Genomic DNA, 18,283 nt, shown 5'->3' with positions numbered 1-18,283 from the left:
TTTTATGAAATTATTTTACTCATCTATTCTGCTAATTTCGTTATTTTCCTGTAAGCAATATGAAACAGAAAAAAACTGCTTTGAAAACGGCAAAGAAAAAAATACTAAACCGGAAGAATTTAAACTTGACAGTCCTAAAGAAATCTTAAAGGCAAATCTTTCTCATGTAAAGTTCAGTATCAATAAAAATTTCAAAACTTATGAGGAAGAGGTTAATGATTATAGGAAAATAATGTTCGAAGATGATGAAAATGCGTGGAATAAAAGAACAGAGGAATATAATACAAAATTTGGTGTTCTCAGAAAAAATTTTGGCGAACAGTTTCTCTACAAAAATATTCAGAAAGAGAATAATAATATTTACGGAATTGGCGAAAATCAGTTTGGATATTGGTTACTTGAAGTTAAAAACAGTATTCCGAATGCATATTATTTAGGATTGAGCAATTTTACTCATTTTAATAATAATCAGCCTGAAAATTTTGTTTCCGGAAACAAACTTCTGGCTTATGGAAGTTTTATAAGAATTAGTGAACAGTGGGGTTATCCTTTTGCTCCGCCAATTGAAGCCGTAAAAGATCAGCTTGTTTTTGAAATCAATCTTGATAAGGTAAGAAAAGACAGTGATAAAGACCGTTTCAACGATTTATTTGAAAAGTTAATTTTATTAAATCCAAACTTTGCAGACACAGATAATGATGGGATTTCGGATTTTACAGATATCAATCCGTTATACAAATCAGAGAAATCCAAATTCTCTGATTTGTATTCTCAAATTATAGATCATGATCATAATAACTTTGATTTTTCCAAAAATAATTACTCCTTTACCGGATATTTTTCGGATTGCGATTACTTCCAAAAAATTAATCCAACTCACGTAAAAGTGCTCGTTTATCCTGAAAAAGAGAGATTTAACTTAAAATCTGATTACAAATTAGGTATGTTTCCCGATTATATAGGAAAAATTAAAAAGGATAAAGACAGTAAAAAATTCTTTATCAATTATGGAAGCGGTGCAGGTGGTGGTTTCGTTGAAGCTGTTTACGAAAACGGAAAATGGATTTTATCAAAACAGTCAACTTACGCTATTTAATTAATTATCAATATTCAGAGAACCTCCGGAATACGCTTTAAAAAATTCAGATTTATACACTTCTCCCAAGGGAATTTCCGCATCAACAATGTAGATATTATGATTGTCGAAAGAATCAATAAAATGAATATTGACAACATAAGATTTGCTCACTCTCAAAAAAATATTTGCAGGAATTTTCTGGTGAATTGTCTTCAAATTCATTGCTGTAATAAGCTTTTGAGTCTGTGTATGAATAACGACATAATCTTTTAAGCCTTCAATAAATTTAATCTCGGAAAAGTTAATTTTATAATACCTTCTGTCTGCTTTGATGAATAAAAAATCAGAAGTATTTGATTCTACGGTATTTTTTACCGTTTCGCCCGATAGCAAATCTTTGTAAAGAACAGCTTTACTGATTGCTTTTTCAAGCCTTTGTTTTTCGATGGGTTTTAATAAATAATCAACCGCATCAAGTTCATAACTTTTTAATGCATATTGCGAATAAGCTGTTGTGAAAATTATTAAAGTATCCTTTGGCAGCGTTTCTGCAAATTCCAATCCTGAAATTACTGGCATTTCAATATCAAGAAAAATCAAATCGATTTCTTTTGTTTTTAAAAATTCGATTGCAGCAGGAACATTTGAAAAACTTCCGAGAATTTCAATCTGCGAAACTTCTTTAATTAACGACTGCATTTCCGCTCTTGCCAGCGGTTCATCATCTACAATTATACAATTCATACAGGAATAATTAGGTTTACAATATATTCTTTATCAGTAGAAATAATCTCCAGTTCGTGTGTATTTTGATACAATAATTCTAATCTTCTTTTGATATTCACCAATCCCAAACCACCGTAATTTTTATCTGAGACAGGAAAATCAGAATTCTTAGAATTGATGCATTTAAAATGTAATTTTTGATCCTCCATTTCAATATCAATTTTAATGTAATGTCCTTCCCCACTGATGTCAACACTGTGTTTTACTGCATTTTCCACAAATGTTGTAAAAATATTCGGCGGAATAAAAATACTGTTCATCGTTTTTTTGTCAATATCAACCAAAATATCCACAGAAAGATCTTCTCTTCTTATTTTTTCAAGGTTAATAAAGTTGGAAAGAAAATCGATTTCTGAAGTCAGCAAAGTCTTTTCTTCTCCGTTTTCATACAGTTGATACCTTAAAAATTCGGATAATTTCATAATAACGGTCGTTGCTTTTTCGGGATCGGTTCTTATCAATGCTTTTACATTATTCAGCATATTAAACAGAAAATGAGGGTTAATCTGATTTCGAAGCTCATTGAGTTCCATTCTCAGTGTAAGACTATTGAGTTCCGTAATTCTCTGGCTATCTTTTATCCATTTTTGTAAAAGTTTCATCGTTGTTGTAGTCAGAATAATAGGAATACACATTAGTAAACCTTCATACATGCCGCCTTTTTCTCCTTCCCTACGAATATTTATCACTCTAAATTTGGAGAAAAAAGTGTCAAAGCAATAACCAATTGAGTTAAGACCAACAACTACAAGTATAATCAGAAGAATAAAGTACGTTAAATAACGGGTTTTAAAGAAAAAAAACGGAACCAATACATATATGTTGATATATACCATTGCAATTAGCAGAACATACACAAAAAACAGGATGTAATACTGATAAACTCCCGAATACCAATGCCAAAATCTCGCATTATAGATCAACAAAAAGAAAAAAATAAGGAACAAAAAATGTCTCAAAAACCTGAAACGGTCTTCAACGAGAAAATCCATTACAAGTGTTTCTTTAAAATTCTGAGAATCGTATTTCATTCTTTTCAAACTATTTTATACACTGCAAAAATACGTTATAACGAAAGCTTTAATTAAAATATTATACAAAATCCGCATTTTATTATACAAATTTTAAAGCATCAGGATTTCGTATAAAATCCTGCCAGTTTCGTATAAAAAATAATTTCCGGGAGATGATTTTCTATTCCTTTGTCCTGTAAAATTTTCACTTATGGAACTGACCGTTTTCCAGGAACTCACAGAACAAATTGCAATAGAATGTTTTTATATGACCGATTCCCAACAAGAAGAAAAAGTAATCCAGCTTATCGACCTGCATCATTTTATTGATTGCTATAATTCTAAGATTAAAATTATTAATTATATCAACCATCCAATCAATATTATTGAAGAAAACAGCACTAAAAAAGGAGTTTTATTCTACGATTTGAAACATCCGATTTCTTTAGACCTGAATTTTTTTGAAAGTTTTAAAAGAAACAATCATTTAAAGGAAATCTGGTTTGTTTTTGTAGAAGAAAATTCCATCTCCAATTCTAAGCAATATTTTGAATTCATCATAGAAAACAGCATTGAAATTTTTTATGATAAAATTTTTCGATTCAATTTTTTCCAGTCAACTATTAAAGAATTAAAATAACTATGAAAATATTTAGAAAAGCTTTTATACCGTTTGCTATTCTTCCTTTTAAGAATATTGTTTATGCTCAGAAAAGAGACAGTATTCCATTAAAAGTAAGGGCATTTGTTGCTGATAAATTTCCGCAAGCGCGTGATTTCAACTTAGAATTCTCCCAAACAACACCTTATAAATTCAGTTCAAATCTTAACGGAAATGATTTACCGGAAAATAAAGTAAAGGATTTTCATCAGATAAAAGCCAATGCTAATATTTATTTCGTCAAAAACAGGAAATGGTTATTAAGTACTTCTTTAAACTATCGTTATACTTCTATAAACACAGAAATCCCGGTTTCCGGTTATCAGGAAAAAAATGACTATCATTATCATTCTGAAGCCATTAATGCAAGTTATTATTCTAAATTATTTAATAAAATTGCCATTTATTCCGCTTCGGTTTCTGTGGATGGAAGTGAGCAGCATTTTGAAAGAATCCGTGGAATGCTTACCGGAGTTGTAGTTTTAAAAGCCAATCTGAAAACCAAAATGACACTGGGAGCTGCTGTATTTATTGATCCGAGTTCACAAATTCCTGTTCTTCCGATCTTTACTTATGAACATAAATTCGATAATGGCTGGGTTGCAGATATTATTTTGCCGAAAAAGATTCTGGTAAGAAAAGACGTTTTTTCAAACGGAAGAATTTCTTTCGGAACAGAAATGGATAATACCTCTTTTTACCTATATCAATCAGAAAAAACCTATGAATACAGACAATTGGAAATCAATTCCGGGGCAATTTATGAACATAATTTGGGAAGATATTTCATCGGAACTTTGAAAACAGGAATCAGAGCAACTCCGAATGCCAGAGTTTTTGAGAAACAGGAATCTTTTAAAGATTATATTTTCGAAGCAAAATACAAACCTTCTTTCTATTTCAATATCGGAATTTCTTACAATCCTTTCGGAAAGCCTAAAAATTAATCAATCGATTGATTTAACCTTTTGATAAAGCCATAATCTTAAGATTGACTCAAATATAAGCTGCATCAGCATTGATAGATAGATTATCATGGTTTCCTTCCATTTAAAATTTCTATTTGCTACAGAAAATTTTATTTAAATAAAATCAATCATGGCTTATTAACAATTGAATAACAGACTTTTAAAAAATAAACTATGGCAGTTCCGAAACAGATATTCCAGACTTTTAAAACTAAAAAACTCCCTTTTATTACGAAACTGCACATTTGGAACATGAAAAGAAATAATCCCGAGTATAAATATTTTTTCTATGATGATGAAGATATTGAAAAGTTCATTACAGAAGAATTTCCTCCGGAATATATCGAAAACTATAAAAAATTAACCATTGGAGCTGCAAAAGCCGATTTTTTCCGCTATGCTATTTTATATAAAAAGGGCGGGGTTTATCTGGATATAGACAGCTCTGCCACAAGACCTTTGAAATACCTTATAAAGGATAATGATGAAGCCGTTATCAGCTCAGAAAGGCATCCCAATCTTTTTGTACAGTGGGGACTTATTTTCAATAAAAATCATCCTTTTCTTGAGAAAACTTTAGAACTGATGCTCGACAATATAAAAACGCATCGATATCCTAATAATATCCATTCTACAACCGGTCCCACAGTCTTTAGCAAAGGAATCAGACAGGCTTTGCAGGAAAATCCGGAGATTCCTTACAGATTATTTGATGGAATTGAATTTCGCGGCTTTCTGAAATTCAAATATAAATTAGGAAAGTTTTTTCTGTACGAGAAACGTGCTGAACACTGGAAACAAAAGCAAATCCGACAGGCAATTATCCGCGAATACTAAAATTAATGTGTTCCCATTTTTGAAAACAAATTAATAATCATGACTCCAATTATGATTAAAATTATTCCCATAACCGCCGGAAGATCCGGAATTTGTTTAAAAACAACAATCCCGATTACAGTAATAAAAATAATTCCTACACCCGACCAAATAGCATATGTTACGCCTACAGGAATCTGCTTTAATGTAAGGCTTAAAAAATAAAACGCAGCAGAATAACCAACAACAGTAATTACTGACGGTAAAATTTTAGAAAATCCCTCCGATTTTTTCAGGAAAGTCGTGGCTATAATTTCGAAAACAATTGCTAATAATAAGTAAACATAACTGCGTCCCATAATCGTTATTTTTAAGACAAAGTAATTAAAAACATTTGTGTCATACATTTTGTCATGAAAAATTATGGCATAAATACTGACAAAATCGCTACACAAAAATTCACTTTAATTTGATTAATAATAAATTCAGTTAACATTAAATTCATTACAGTTCAAAAAATAGTGATATAATATTATCTCAAATTGTGTTATTATGTATTGCATTTTTTCTTTTTTGTATTATCAACTTTTAAATACAAAACACAAAAGCATTGAAGGATCGATAAAATTTTACAGATAAAACAATAAAACCTCCTATAAATTTTTAATTTTATATTAATTTAATGTAAACTATTTTTATACAAATCATAAACAAAATCACCATAAAACACTGATATACATCATAATTATTTGTTTTGGTACGTTATTTGAAAGTTGTAATATTGCAAATGTAAAATTGATAATAAAAAGTCAAATAATTAAAAATAAAACAAAAATGGTAACTTACATCGGAATCGCAACATGTTTAGTAGTATTCGCTTCTTACTTTATGACAGTAAAAAGAGAAGAAAGAAATTAATTGAACGTTCTGAACTGCTAAATTAATACCAGTTGCAGAACACACAGACGAATTATATTGTTTATGTTTTCAATCTGTAAAAAGATTGACTGCTCTTTTACTCACAGCGAGTAAAAGGGCACAAAAAACATAACAAAAGTTTTACACTAAGGAGAAATTTAATTTTTATAATAGCCGATAGGGTCGAACAATTTTGTTCGGCTTTTTTTATATATTGTCTTGAAGTTTTCTAAGTTTGTATTCTCAACACTTATTTTTCATGATTAAAGAACTTCAAGCAATACAAAATTCTGTTTTTTCAAAACTGGACTGCAGTATTACAAACCTTTTAAAAGACTTTGAATGCGATGAGTATTTTGGATATAATTTTCAATTAAACACATTCAGTATAAAATTCAGGAAAGCGAAAATTACACCTAAAAAAGTCGGCCAGTTCGTCACCCTATGGAAAAGAAATCCTGAAACACTGGAAACAGAACCTTTTACACAGCAAGATCATTTCAATTTCTATATTGTATCGACAGAATCCGGGATCAATAATGGTTTTTTCATTTTTAGCAAAGAAGTTTTGATTCAAAATAAAATCCTGACGACACTGTTGAAAGAAGGAAAACGAGGTTTCAGAGTATATCCGGACTGGGATATTCCTCAAAATAAACAGGCAGAAAAAACAAAAAAATGGCAGGAAAAGTCATTTATTAACTTGTCTGAAAATAATTCTCTTGAAAAATTTAAAGCAATTTTAGACACAAAATTCTAAATTATTAAAACTTTATCTTTGTATATAATTTTACTATAAAATGAATCTGTACAACCTTATTATTCAAGATAAAGAAGAAGTAACACTCCATGATGTTTTCCTTGAACCTAAAAATAAGGAACAATTTGTACAGCTTATTAAGGAACAGACTTACGCCAAAGAATTACAGGAGTACGGACTTCCCGTGAACAATAAAATACTTCTTCAGGGAAGTTCGGGCTGCGGGAAAACTATGACTGCAAAGGCAATTGCGAATGCTTTGGGCAAAAATATTATCATTCTTAATTTAAGCAATATCATTTCGTCCCGAATTGGAGAAACTTCTCAAAATATCAAAATGATTTTCGATAAAGCTTCCAGAGAAAGATCAGTTCTTTTCCTCGATGAACTCGACCAAATCGGAAAAGCGAGAGGCAGCGACGATAAAGATGTGGGCGAAATGAGAAGACTGGTGAATACTTTGATCCAGCTAATTGATTATTATCCCGAAAATGCCCTCCTCCTGTGTGCTACGAATCATCCTGAAATCATTGATACGGCTTTGATAAGACGTTTTCAGCTTAAAATTAATTATGAAATGCCTTCCAAAGAGTTTTTGGACACTTTTTATGATAATTTGTTGTCAAAATTTCCTGAAGATTTGAGCAATATTGAACGGAAATATGAGATTTCTTTTGCAGAAGCGAAAGATTATACTTTTACGATTGTTAAAGGGAGATTGATTAAAAAACTGGAAGCTCAACACAAAACTCAATCATGAAAGAAGGTCTACTACACAGCCTTGAAATCCTCAAATTTACAAGATTTCCTTGCCCCCGTTTTCTGATCTCCTCAAAATAACTTTCCGCAATTGTTCCTCATTTTGATCCCCCCAATTTCCCAATACAGAAATAACAGGAATCAGCGTCTTCCCAAAATCCGTGAGATAATACTCTACTTTTGGCGGAACCTGTGCGTAAATGATTTTTGAAACCAATTCGTGTTCTTCCATTTCTTTCAGTTGAATATTCAAAACCCGCCTTGATGCGTCGGGAATTTTACGCTGTAATTCGCTTGGGCGTAAGTGACCTTCATTAATAAACCACAGCAAACGGATTTTCCATTTACCATACAGCACTTCACCGATGAGGTCAAGTCCGCAATTTAAGTTCAGAGGAATTTTTCTTTCATGCATATAACAAAATTAACTCAATGTTCCAAAATGCACAATAGGAGAAAAATTTATCCCTATGCAATTCGATTTTCCGTTATTGTCAGAAACTAAGATACTTCTGAAATTTGTATCAAAGAATTTAAGAAATGGAAAATCAATTTGATTTTAATAATGAACTTAAGGATAAAATTGCCTTAGTTACAGGTGGTACAAAAGGCGCAGGAAAAGCTATCGCGGAAAGAATGCTCAACGCAGGAGCAACAGTGATTATCACTGCAAGAAATCCTCCCGAAGAAGAAAATCCTGATTTATACTTTATTTCAGCTGATTTAAGCACCATTCAGGGAACCCAAAAAGTTGTTGAAGAAGTTTTACAGAAATTCGGAAGACTGGATATTTTGGTCAATAATCTCGGAGGTTCAGAGACCAAAGGCGGCGGTTTTACTGTTTTGATAGACGAGGATTGGCTGCAATCACTGCAGACGAATTTATTATCTCCTGTTCGTTTAGACAGAGGTTTTTTACCACAAATGATTGAAAGGAAAACAGGTGTCATCATTCACATCGCGTCTATTCAGGCAAGATTACCGTTATATGACAGCACACTTCCCTATGCTGCTGCAAAAGCAGGTTTACTGAATTACAGCAAAAGTTTGTCTAACGAAGTTTCCCCAAAAGGAGTTCGTGTTTTAACTGTTTCACCCGGCTGGATCATGACCACTGCATCCGAAAGAATGATGGAACGGATTGCCGAAAGCAATAACAGCTCCATTGAACAGGCAACACAAAGCGTAATGAATGCACTGGGCGGAATTCCTTTCGGAAGACCTGCACAACCCGAAGAAATTGCCTAACTGGTAGGATTCCTGGTATCGCCAAGAGCCAATTATCTCACCGGAACCGAATACGTCATTGATGGAGGAACCATACCTACTGTTTGATAGTTGATAGTTGAAAATGATTAAAATTCTCTGCCAATTTGCTATGTGAAACGCCTTAAAACGAAAAACTACTGAAAAAATCTTAAAGCCCTTTGTCTTAAAAATAAATATTAATTTAAAAACAAACAAAATGAACTTACCAAACATCATCTCAGAATTAGTGAAAGCACAAACCCAATTTGACAGCCATGCATATGCCGACTGTTTCACTGAAACAGCCGTCGTGTTTGACGAAGGCAAAACCCACAACGGAAAAACAGAAATACAAAACTGGATTGACACTGCAAATAAAGAATATAAAACTGTTATGAAACCTTTAGATTACAACGAAAAAGAGAACATTTTGTCAGCGGAAATCTCAGGAACTTTTCCCGGAAGTCCTGTAGTTTTGAAATATCATTTTGAGTTGAGTGATGGGTTTATTGAGTCTTTGAGAATTACGGGATAAAACTGAAATTGAAAAGATTGATATTTCAAAAGAAAATCAAGAGCAACTTTTGCTAATTAACGAAACAAATTGAAGGCGAAATTCTTAAAAAAAGTCTTAATAAAGCAATTACTATTCTACATATATCAAGAATATAAGCCCTAATCCTAAACAAAAAATCCTTTCAAAAAATTTGAAAGGATTTCTTGTTAAATATGAATTAATTAAAGTGTGCTTCAATTTTTTTACTGAACAATAATTTTAAAATTGCTATTCAAATTATCTCCTGAAACATTAAGGATATAATTTCCTGATACTTTTCTACCGGCAATATTTAAATTAAAAATTCCGTTTCCGTTAGCATTAATTTTTTCTTTAATAATAACCTTTCCTGTCATATCCATTACTGTTGCCATTAAACTTGATTTTTTATATTCCGGAAGTTTAATGAATAGCTGGTCTTTTACAGGGTTCGGATATACAGATCCCACATTTTTGCTGATACTGAAATCCGCATTACCCAATACTGCCTGATTATACAAAGCAGATATTTCTGTTGGAGATAATGCATAATTATACATTTTAAGCTCGTCAAATGCACCTTTATAAGGAGCCGGAGCATTGGTACTTGCCAAAAATTCAAGTTCACCAATGTTTCCAATGATCAGATCGCTTGCTTCACCAATACCTGTAACCGCAGTTTCGTCTCCTTCAGAACTTAAAACACCATTTGTATAAATTCTCATTTTATGCGCAGTAATATCTCTCTGGATAACGACATGTACCCAGTTACCTGTAAAATAATTGGCAATTGGTGATGTGATTTCTTTTTTCGTAACGTCATCATCGATAGCATATCTCAACTGACCACCTTTGATCTCTACGTTAAAACGTTTACCCGTTGCTCCTGTTGTAGTATTTTTGGTGAATGAACCTTTACACAATACATAAAGACTGGTTGTAGAAGACGCTGGGATCATAGTTACCGGAGCTTTCATCCAGTAAGAAACAGTAAAAGAATTATTATTAAATAAGATATGATCCTGATTTGGAATACTTGCGATATACATATTACTCGAAGAAGTTGCCAGATCAAGGGCATTGTTTTCTTTTCCCGGTACTCTTACATTGGCATTATCGTAGGCTACATTTAATGTTCCATTATTGGCATAAGATGTTAAATCTGCAATCTGTTCACCTGATAAAGGAGCTTCTGCGAATGGCCAGTTCCCGACAAGACTTGGTGTGATAGCACGGAAACTCCAAACATTTCCTGTCGCAAGACCAAGGGAATTATTAGCATCAATTCTCCAATAATAGTTTGTTGCTGTATTTAAATTGCTAAGCTGATAAGATGGTGTCGCAGAATAAGGTACAGTAGCAACATTGTTTAAGTTTAAAGGATCTGTTCCAAAATAAACTGAATATGATGTTGTGTTTGTACTGCCTGTCCATTTTAAAAGCAAATTGCCACTGCTAAGCTCTACATTTACATTACCATTTGCAGGAGTCGGATTCGCTGCCTGTGTAGGAGCTGCCGGAATCGGCGGTGTCGTGATAGATGTATTTGATGTGTAAACAGAAGATTCTGTAGCATTCATTGCTTTAACTCTATAATAATATTGAGTGTTAGGAGTTAAACCCACTTCATTATAACTTGTGGTATTTGCTGGTAATGTTGCAATGACTGAAAAAGCAGTACCATTTGGAGAACGCTCTAATACATAATTGGTTTCATTAGTAGCATTATCACTCCAGTTAACCGTTAAAGAACTGGAAGGGGTAGCTCCCGCTGTAACTGCATTGGTGAAATTCAAATTGGTTGGCGGAATAATAAAATCCGGAGGAGCTGTATTTGGTAAACCATTAATATAAACCTCAATATTCAAATACGGAGCATAGGTTGTGCTTACTGCCAATGCGTCGAAAACATTTGGATTTAATCCGTTCGCAGTTTCCCACGCATCCGGCATCCCGTCGTTATCAGTATCCAAAGGAGCCGGAGCACCATAAACGTGTCCTGCCCCACCATTAGTAAAACCAAATTGAGTCGTTAAATCAGTCTGTACATACACATAAGTAGCTGTCGTTCCTTTAGACATCAGATCTGAAATCATTAATTGATCTACCTGATCACGTCTCGGATATGATGCTCCCGCGTTTGCAACAATTTTATCATACGCACCTTGAGCGCTCAATGTTGGGTTTTTCATTGGATAATCATATGCTGCTGACTGTATTGCTGTTGCATCACCTACCGGATATCCTGTCAAGTCCTGAGGAACTAAAGCTCCATCTAAGGCTCCGTTTTTATTGTTATCAAAATAATTTCCGAGACCGTATAGATTAAAATTGGCATTACCTACACTAAAAGGTGTAGTAACTGTACTGCTTGTATTTGGACCTCCAATAAAATAATTATTGATAATATTTGCATAGGAAGCACCTGCCGAATCTCCCCCCATAATGTAAGCCTCTCCGGATTGTGTATGCCCATAAGTATTCCCATAATTTCCCCAGTTGTAAACTACGTTGTTTACAAATTCATTAATTCCTTTTATTTTGTTATTACGGGTTTTATTACAGATATATAAATTTCCAATCAAACTGATCTTACCACCTGGAGGAGGTTGCATTAATCCTCCCGCAGAATGGTTATGACGGTGCATTCCCTGTCCTATAATAGAATTCTGAATTGTTATATTATCGGGACTTGTACCGTTACTATCCCAGTTAACAGAAAATACTTCGTCTGTACCCCAGGTAAAAGTCATGTGATCTAAAATGATATTGGCTCCATTGGCAATTCCTGATGCGTCCTGATTTTGAGACGTCCCACCATAACGGAGACGAAGAAATCGGGCAATTGTATTATTGGCTCCTGTAAATGAAACTCTTGGTCCCAAAAAAACGATTCCTTCTCCGGGAGCGGTTTGTCCAGCAATTGTTGTATTAGCTGCCACAGCAACTATTGATTGTAAATTAACAATACCTCCAACTTTAAATATCACAAATCGCCCAGGCTGGCTCACTGCATCACGGAATGAACCCGGACCGCTGTCATTAAGATTGGTAACCAGATAAATTTGAGGATTTGCGGCGCCTCTTGCTCCTGTAGTGTATCTGCCAAAACCAGTAGCTTCCGGAAATGCCAATGTTTGAGCATCCAAATCGAGAGTAGACAATGTTAATCCACAAAACAGTAAAGATTTAAGAGTTTGCTTGAATAGTAAAGATTTATTTTTCATGAATGTTAATTTTGTGTTAACCAATCTACCTACAAACCCAAAAATGAGCATCCTGCTCCATCCTGTCTACCTCCTAAATATCAATTCATTACAATTTATTCCGAGAAAAAGGCTGATATTTTCTTAATAATGAAACAAATTTTCAGGACGAAAACGGAAGAACAGCTTCAAAATTTGCAACCAAAAATAACCAAGATGGAACTCTGTCTTTAACAAAACTGAATTTGCACATAAGAACTGTCTTTTCTATATGAAAATAACCGTACAAATAACATTAAAGTTTTTGGATATGAGATCTCAAATTTATATTTTGATTCAAAAGGAAAAATATTAGAATTATAAAAATTGGAATCATGATACAACTTTTAATCATATTAATTTAATTGCTCCAAATAAAACCTGTTTTTTTATCTCAATAAAGCTTGAAGGCATAAGAATATTATTTTATATTTGATTGATTTAAAACCCTATAATTCTGTAATGTCTATGAACATAGAAGAACAAATCCAACAATATATTTCCGGCCAGCCCGAACCAAAGCGCAGTGAAATGGAGACCCTGCATCAGATCATTATGCAAATAATGCCAGAATGTAAATTATGGTTTCTGGATGGTAAAGACATTGAAAATAAAGTCGTTTCCAATCCCAATATCGGATATGGACTTCACATTATAAAATATGCAAATGGAACAACAAAAGAGTTTTATAAAATAGGTCTCAGTGCAAATACTACCGGGATTTCTATCTATATTATGGGTATTGAAGATAAAAAATTCTTGTCTGAAACCTACGGACAAAGATTAGGAAAAGCGAGCGTGAGCGGATATTGCATTAAATTCAAAACACTGAAAGATATCAATATTGAAATACTTGAGGAGGTAATACAATACACGACTAAGCAAGAATCGTAATCGCTTATAGATTTTCAACGGTTTGACCTCTCAAAAATAGACATCACAACAAAAACAAAAATCCCTCTCATCACTGAAAGGGATTTAGTATATCTAAAAAACTTTTATTTACATATAAGCTTCAATCGGCTCACATGTACAAACTAAGTTTCTGTCTCCGTAAGCTTCATCAACTCTTGAAACAGAAGCAAAGAATTTGTGGTCTCTCACCCACTCCAGCGGATATGCTGCTTTTTCTCTGCTATATGGTTTATCCCAAGAATCAGAGATTACCAATTGTTCTGTGTGAGGAGCGTTTTTCAATACATTGTTTGTAGCATCAGCTTCTCCGTTTGCGATCTCGTCAATCTCTTGCTTGATAGCAATTAAAGCTTCTGCAAAACGATCGATTTCAGATTTGCTTTCAGATTCTGTTGGTTCGATCATTAATGTTCCTGCAACCGGGAAAGAAACTGTTGGAGCGTGGAAACCGTAATCCATCAATCTTTTCGCAACATCAGCAACTTCAATTCCTAAAGATTTGAACTGTCTGAAATCTACGATACATTCGTGCGCTACTCTACCTTCTGTATTTGAATATAAAATAGGGAAATGCTCAGCTAAGATTTCTTTCAAATAATTAGCATTTAAGATCGCATGCTCAGTAGCTTTTTTCAATCCTGAAGTTCCTAACATTTTGATGTAAGCGTAAGAAATATTTAAGATCAATCCAGAACCATAAGGTGCCGCAGAAATACCGTCGATAGCTTCTTTAGCTCCGATTCTGATGTTTGCATTTGAAGGCAGGAATGGAACTAAATGTTTAGCCACACAGATCGGACCAACTCCAGGACCTCCACCTCCATGAGGAATTGCGAAAGTTTTGTGAAGATTTAAATGACAAACGTCTGCTCCGATATTTCCCGGACTTGTATATCCAACCTGAGCGTTCATGTTTGCACCATCCATATATACTTGTCCGCCATGTTGGTGAATCAAGTTTGTAATTTCCTTAATATTTGCATCAAAGAATCCGTAAGTTGACGGATAAGTGATCATTACACAAGAAAGGTTCTCAGAATGTTGTTCTGTTTTAGCTTTCAAGTCTTCGAAATCAATTTCTCCGCTTTCAAGATTTTTAACAACAACGATCTTCATTCCCGCCATTGCTGCAGAAGCCGGGTTTGTCCCGTGTGCAGACTGAGGAATCAACACGACATTTCTGTGACCTTCGCCTCTTGAAATGTGGTATTCTCTGATCACCATCAATCCTGCATATTCTCCCTGAGCCCCAGAATTTGGCTGAAGAGAAGTTCCTGCAAAACCTGTGATTTCAGCTAAATCTTTCTCTAATTCACGGATCATTTCCTGATAACCTCCCGCTTGATCAACCGGTACAAATGGATGAACTGCACCCCAATTTTCCCAAGAAAGCGGTAACATTTGAGTCGCTGCGTTCAATTTCATTGTACAAGAACCCAGAGAAATCATTGAATGAGTTAATGATAAATCTTTTCTTTCCAAACGTTTGATGTAACGCATCAATTCCGTTTCTGTATGGTATTTGTTGAATACGCTTTCTGTAAGAATTTCGTCTTTTCTTAAATTCTCTTCAGGAATACTGTATCCTTCTTTAATTTCTAATTTGAAAGTCTGCTTATCTTTAAACTGAGCAAAAGAAGCCATCAGAACATTTAATTTTTCCAATGTTGTACTTTCGTTGATCGCGATGCTTACAACGCCTTCTGTGAAATAGTTCAGATTTAGTTTATGATCAAGCATCATTCTCATCAATCTTCCTTTTTCATCCTCGCTTAAAGTAATTTTTACTGTATCAAAAATTGGTTCTTCAACTGTTTGATATCCTAAAGCTTTAAGACCGTTTTTCAAAGCATTTGCTTTAAAGTGAATCTGATCAGCGATATAATTTAATCCTTTCGGACCGTGATAAACAGCGTACATTCCAGCCATAACAGCTAAAAGAACCTGAGCTGTACAGATGTTTGAGGTTGCTCTTTCTCTCTTGATATGCTGCTCTCTTGTTTGTAAAGCCATTCTCAATGCACGTCTTCCGTACATATCCTGAGAAACCCCGATAATTCTTCCCGGAATATCTCTTTTATAATCTTCTTTACAAGAGAAAAATGCTGCGTGAGGACCTCCGTAACCTAATGGAATACCAAATCTTTGAGTGGTTCCAACGGCACAGTCAGCGCCCATAGAAGCAGGAGATTTTAATTTAACCAAAGCCATTGGATCGCAAGCAACCGCAACCTGAAGATCTAATTTTTTATATTCTACGATATCTTCCGTGTAGTCTAAAACGATTCCGTTTTTACCGGGATATTGTAATAAAACTCCGTAATAAGAACCATCAAGCTTATGCGTTTTGTGATCTCCTTCCACGATTTCGATTTCCAGTCCTTCAGCTTTAGTTTTCAACACTGAAACGGTCTGAGGTAAAACAAGATCGGAAACAAAGAATTTATTTGCTCCTGCTTTTTTCTGATCCTTAGTTCTGTTGTTGAAGAACATGTGCATTGCTTCTGCAGCAGCTGTAGATTCATCTAATAATGAAGCATTTGCCAAAGCAAAACCTGTAAGATCACATACAACAGTCTGGAAATTAAGAAGAGCTTCCAGTCTTCCCTGTGCAATTTCCGCCTGATAAGGTGTATAAGCTGTATACCAACTCGGGTTTTCAAAAATATTTCTCTGAATAGCCGATGGCAATAATGTATTATGATATCCAAAACCAATATAGCTTGTATAATCAGTATTCTTCGATGCCAATTCCTTTGAGTGGATAAGCATTTCGTATTCTGAAAGCGGTTCTGAGATTTCAAGATCTTTTTCTAAACGGATAGAAGAAGGGATGGTTTGAGAGATGAGCTCTTCGATACTTGAAACGCCAACTTTTTCCAACATTGCCTGTTTATCGGCTTCATTTAGGGAAATGTGACGGCTCACAAACTGTTCTGTATTCATTTTTTATATTAGATTTTGTTTGTAAAAAAAGATGGGTAAAATTACGATTTTTTCGAAAATTGTACAACTAATTTAAAATCACAAACAAATAACGATAAGTATTCTATCTTATTCAAAATTAATAGGTTTTTATTGCCATCTTAGATATAAAAACAGTTAAAAATCACTTTTTAATTAAATTAAAATTCCCTCCGAATTTTTAAAAATTCGTAAAAATGAGTAAGAAATTTCTATTAATTGGCTGATAAATTTTTTGGTGGAAATTTTAAATCCTGAAAATTAAAATAAAGCCTTAAAATATATTTAAATCATTAACAATCAAGGCATAATAATTTATGAAAATTTATTATCTATATTTATTCTAAATTAATATATTTGCAGCATGAATATGATAGTCCCTTTCAAAGTACCGGCTTTGACTCCTGCTTTATCAATAAATACTGAAGAAATGTATTGTGGCACAAAGAAATCCTGCTGCAAGAAATTTAAAAAAGGAAAAAGATGTAAATCTTGCCCGGGAAGGAAGAAAATGGCTTAATTGCTAAAGTTTTTTACTAAAAAATAAATCGCCAGAATCAACAGCAAAATACCTGCGATTATTCTCGCAACTTTTGGCTGACCATGCGGATTTGCAACTGTTTTCGATTGCGACTTGAATAATTCTTCCGCTTTATCTCTGAACTTTTCGCCCTCACTTTCAAAAACTTCCGTAATGGTAATTCCCTGAACTGCAGTTTTATGCAACAGTGAATTCGTCGCATGAAGTAAAATCTGGAACTTTCCATCTTTGAATTCCGTTATTTTAAAAACTCTTTCTCCGTAAGGTTTTTCCAGTCCGAAGGGTAAAACTTTCACAACATCGGCATTTTGAGTCTGCCAATTAACAATAATCTCCTCTCCTTTCTTCGCATGAATTTTATTCGCAGTAAACGTTTTGATTGCCGGCGGAATATTATATCTGAAACTTTTCTGATGACTTTCTAAATTCTGATCGTAAGTATACCTCCTGCTTTTATCGCTCAACGTTTCATAAGCTTCCTGAATTTCTTTAAAACGATCTGCGAAAAAGTCGTCATTTTCGTTTTTGTCAGGATGATATTTTAAAGACAGTTTTCTATAAGCTTTCTTGATGTCTTCTTCTGAAGCATCGTGAGAAATCCCGAGAAAATAGTAGTAATCTTTCATTTTGAACTATGCAAAAATAAGGAATTTGTCATTGCGAGCAAAGCGAAGCAATCTCTTTTAACGCAAAGGTCGCTAAGTTTTTCTTTAAATAATTGAGAATATTTTTTCGTTCGCAAAGGCATTTCACTCAGCAAAGATTGGACGGTTAGAATATCCATTCAGATTGTCATTCAGAGCGAAACAAAGTGTAGCGTGGAATCTACACTCATTTTATAGATATGTTTTTGTAAAATCCTTGTTGAGATTCCTGCGGAATGACAAACTTTGTGGTGATTTAATTTTGAAAGAGATTGCTTCGCTTCGTTCGCAATGACATCATGTTGTAGTAATGTGAAAAATTGAAAGGAACGACAAATATCCTAGCCCCGATTGCAGCGACATCCTTTTTTGTATGGGATAAAGCATGGCAAAAAAGATATAGCGGAAAGCGGGAAATAGCTTCAAAAAAAA

At 33.8% G+C, this 18,283-nt stretch carries 16 protein-coding genes; 9 read left to right on the top strand and 7 right to left on the bottom strand.

Annotated elements, in window-relative coordinates:
* Positions 1-4 precede the first annotated feature (4 nt).
* Positions 5-1,096, top strand: coding sequence for a hypothetical protein (locus ABD745_RS06305; protein WP_344826859.1), 1,092 nt, complete (start codon positions 5-7; stop codon positions 1,094-1,096).
* Here ABD745_RS06305 and ABD745_RS06300 read toward each other — a convergent pair whose 3' ends face one another.
* Together ABD745_RS06300 and ABD745_RS06295 are read right to left on the bottom strand one after the other, a co-directional pair.
* Positions 1,097-1,822: a LytR/AlgR family response regulator transcription factor gene (locus ABD745_RS06300; RefSeq protein ID WP_344826857.1), complete on the bottom strand. Its 726-nt coding sequence runs from the start codon at positions 1,820-1,822 to the stop codon at positions 1,097-1,099. It lies immediately after the preceding gene.
* A complete protein-coding gene (locus ABD745_RS06295) occupies positions 1,819-2,895 on the bottom strand; it encodes a sensor histidine kinase (protein WP_344826855.1) in 1,077 nt (358 codons plus the stop codon). Before ABD745_RS06295 ends, ABD745_RS06300 begins: the two co-directional genes overlap by 4 nt.
* 193 nt (positions 2,896-3,088) lie before the next feature.
* On the opposite strand from ABD745_RS06295, the gene ABD745_RS06290 reads away from it, so the two are divergent.
* From ABD745_RS06290 to ABD745_RS06280, 3 genes are all read left to right on the top strand, one after another.
* Positions 3,089-3,517: a hypothetical protein gene (locus ABD745_RS06290; RefSeq protein WP_344826852.1), complete on the top strand. Its 429-nt coding sequence runs from the start codon at positions 3,089-3,091 to the stop codon at positions 3,515-3,517.
* 2 nt (positions 3,518-3,519) lie between these two features.
* Positions 3,520-4,485, top strand: coding sequence for a DUF6268 family outer membrane beta-barrel protein (locus ABD745_RS06285; RefSeq protein ID WP_344826849.1), 966 nt, complete (start codon positions 3,520-3,522; stop codon positions 4,483-4,485).
* A gap of 195 nt (positions 4,486-4,680) precedes the next feature.
* A complete protein-coding gene (locus ABD745_RS06280) occupies positions 4,681-5,343 on the top strand; it encodes a glycosyltransferase family 32 protein (protein ID WP_344826846.1) in 663 nt (220 codons plus the stop codon).
* 2 nt (positions 5,344-5,345) lie between these two features.
* Here ABD745_RS06280 and ABD745_RS06275 read toward each other — a convergent pair whose 3' ends face one another.
* Positions 5,346-5,681 carry a DMT family transporter gene (locus tag ABD745_RS06275; RefSeq protein WP_344826845.1) on the bottom strand — a complete coding sequence of 112 codons (336 nt, stop codon included), beginning with the start codon at positions 5,679-5,681 and terminating at the stop codon, positions 5,346-5,348.
* Positions 5,682-6,499: 818 nt separating this feature from the next.
* Here ABD745_RS06275 and ABD745_RS06270 point away from each other — a divergent pair.
* Positions 6,500-7,000 carry a MepB family protein gene (locus tag ABD745_RS06270; protein WP_344826842.1) on the top strand — a complete coding sequence of 167 codons (501 nt, stop codon included), beginning with the start codon at positions 6,500-6,502 and terminating at the stop codon, positions 6,998-7,000.
* Positions 7,001-7,040: 40 nt separating this feature from the next.
* A complete protein-coding gene (locus tag ABD745_RS06265; RefSeq protein WP_344826840.1) occupies positions 7,041-7,760 on the top strand; it encodes an AAA family ATPase in 720 nt (239 codons plus the stop codon).
* A gap of 36 nt (positions 7,761-7,796) precedes the next feature.
* Here the strand turns inward: ABD745_RS06265 and ABD745_RS06260 are convergent, their stop codons facing one another.
* Complete coding sequence (locus tag ABD745_RS06260) at positions 7,797-8,174, bottom strand: winged helix-turn-helix transcriptional regulator (RefSeq protein WP_344826838.1); 378 nt, start codon at positions 8,172-8,174, stop codon at positions 7,797-7,799.
* A gap of 125 nt (positions 8,175-8,299) precedes the next feature.
* Here ABD745_RS06260 and ABD745_RS06255 point away from each other — a divergent pair, with 125 nt between their 5' ends.
* Together ABD745_RS06255 and ABD745_RS06250 are read left to right on the top strand one after the other, a co-directional pair.
* Positions 8,300-9,007, top strand: a complete 708-nt coding sequence (locus tag ABD745_RS06255; protein ID WP_344826836.1) for an SDR family oxidoreductase — start codon at positions 8,300-8,302, stop codon at positions 9,005-9,007.
* Positions 9,008-9,224: 217 nt separating this feature from the next.
* Positions 9,225-9,542: a nuclear transport factor 2 family protein gene (locus tag ABD745_RS06250; protein WP_344826833.1), complete on the top strand. Its 318-nt coding sequence runs from the start codon at positions 9,225-9,227 to the stop codon at positions 9,540-9,542.
* A 224-nt stretch (positions 9,543-9,766) separates the two neighbouring features.
* Here the strand turns inward: ABD745_RS06250 and ABD745_RS06245 are convergent, their stop codons facing one another.
* On the bottom strand, positions 9,767-12,769 hold the full coding sequence (locus ABD745_RS06245) for a LamG-like jellyroll fold domain-containing protein (protein ID WP_344826830.1): 3,003 nt from the start codon (positions 12,767-12,769) through the stop codon (positions 9,767-9,769).
* A 480-nt stretch (positions 12,770-13,249) separates the two neighbouring features.
* Between ABD745_RS06245 and ABD745_RS06240 the strand changes: the two genes are divergently transcribed.
* Positions 13,250-13,681 (top strand): DUF1801 domain-containing protein, encoded by a 432-nt coding sequence (locus ABD745_RS06240; protein ID WP_344826827.1) that lies wholly within the window; start codon positions 13,250-13,252, stop codon positions 13,679-13,681.
* Positions 13,682-13,789: 108 nt separating this feature from the next.
* Here the strand turns inward: ABD745_RS06240 and gcvP are convergent, their stop codons facing one another.
* On the bottom strand, positions 13,790-16,648 hold the full coding sequence (gcvP, locus tag ABD745_RS06235; protein WP_344826824.1) for an aminomethyl-transferring glycine dehydrogenase: 2,859 nt from the start codon (positions 16,646-16,648) through the stop codon (positions 13,790-13,792).
* Positions 16,649-17,182: 534 nt separating this feature from the next.
* Positions 17,183-17,833, bottom strand: a complete 651-nt coding sequence (locus ABD745_RS06230; RefSeq protein ID WP_344826822.1) for a DnaJ domain-containing protein — start codon at positions 17,831-17,833, stop codon at positions 17,183-17,185.
* Positions 17,834-18,283: the final 450 nt, after the last annotated feature.

The organism is Chryseobacterium ginsenosidimutans (genome assembly GCF_039536845.1).
GTDB classification, from domain to species: domain Bacteria; phylum Bacteroidota; class Bacteroidia; order Flavobacteriales; family Weeksellaceae; genus Chryseobacterium; species Chryseobacterium ginsenosidimutans_B.
Note: the sequence above shows the minus strand (reverse complement) of the source record. Positions and strands in the feature narration are given on the sequence as shown.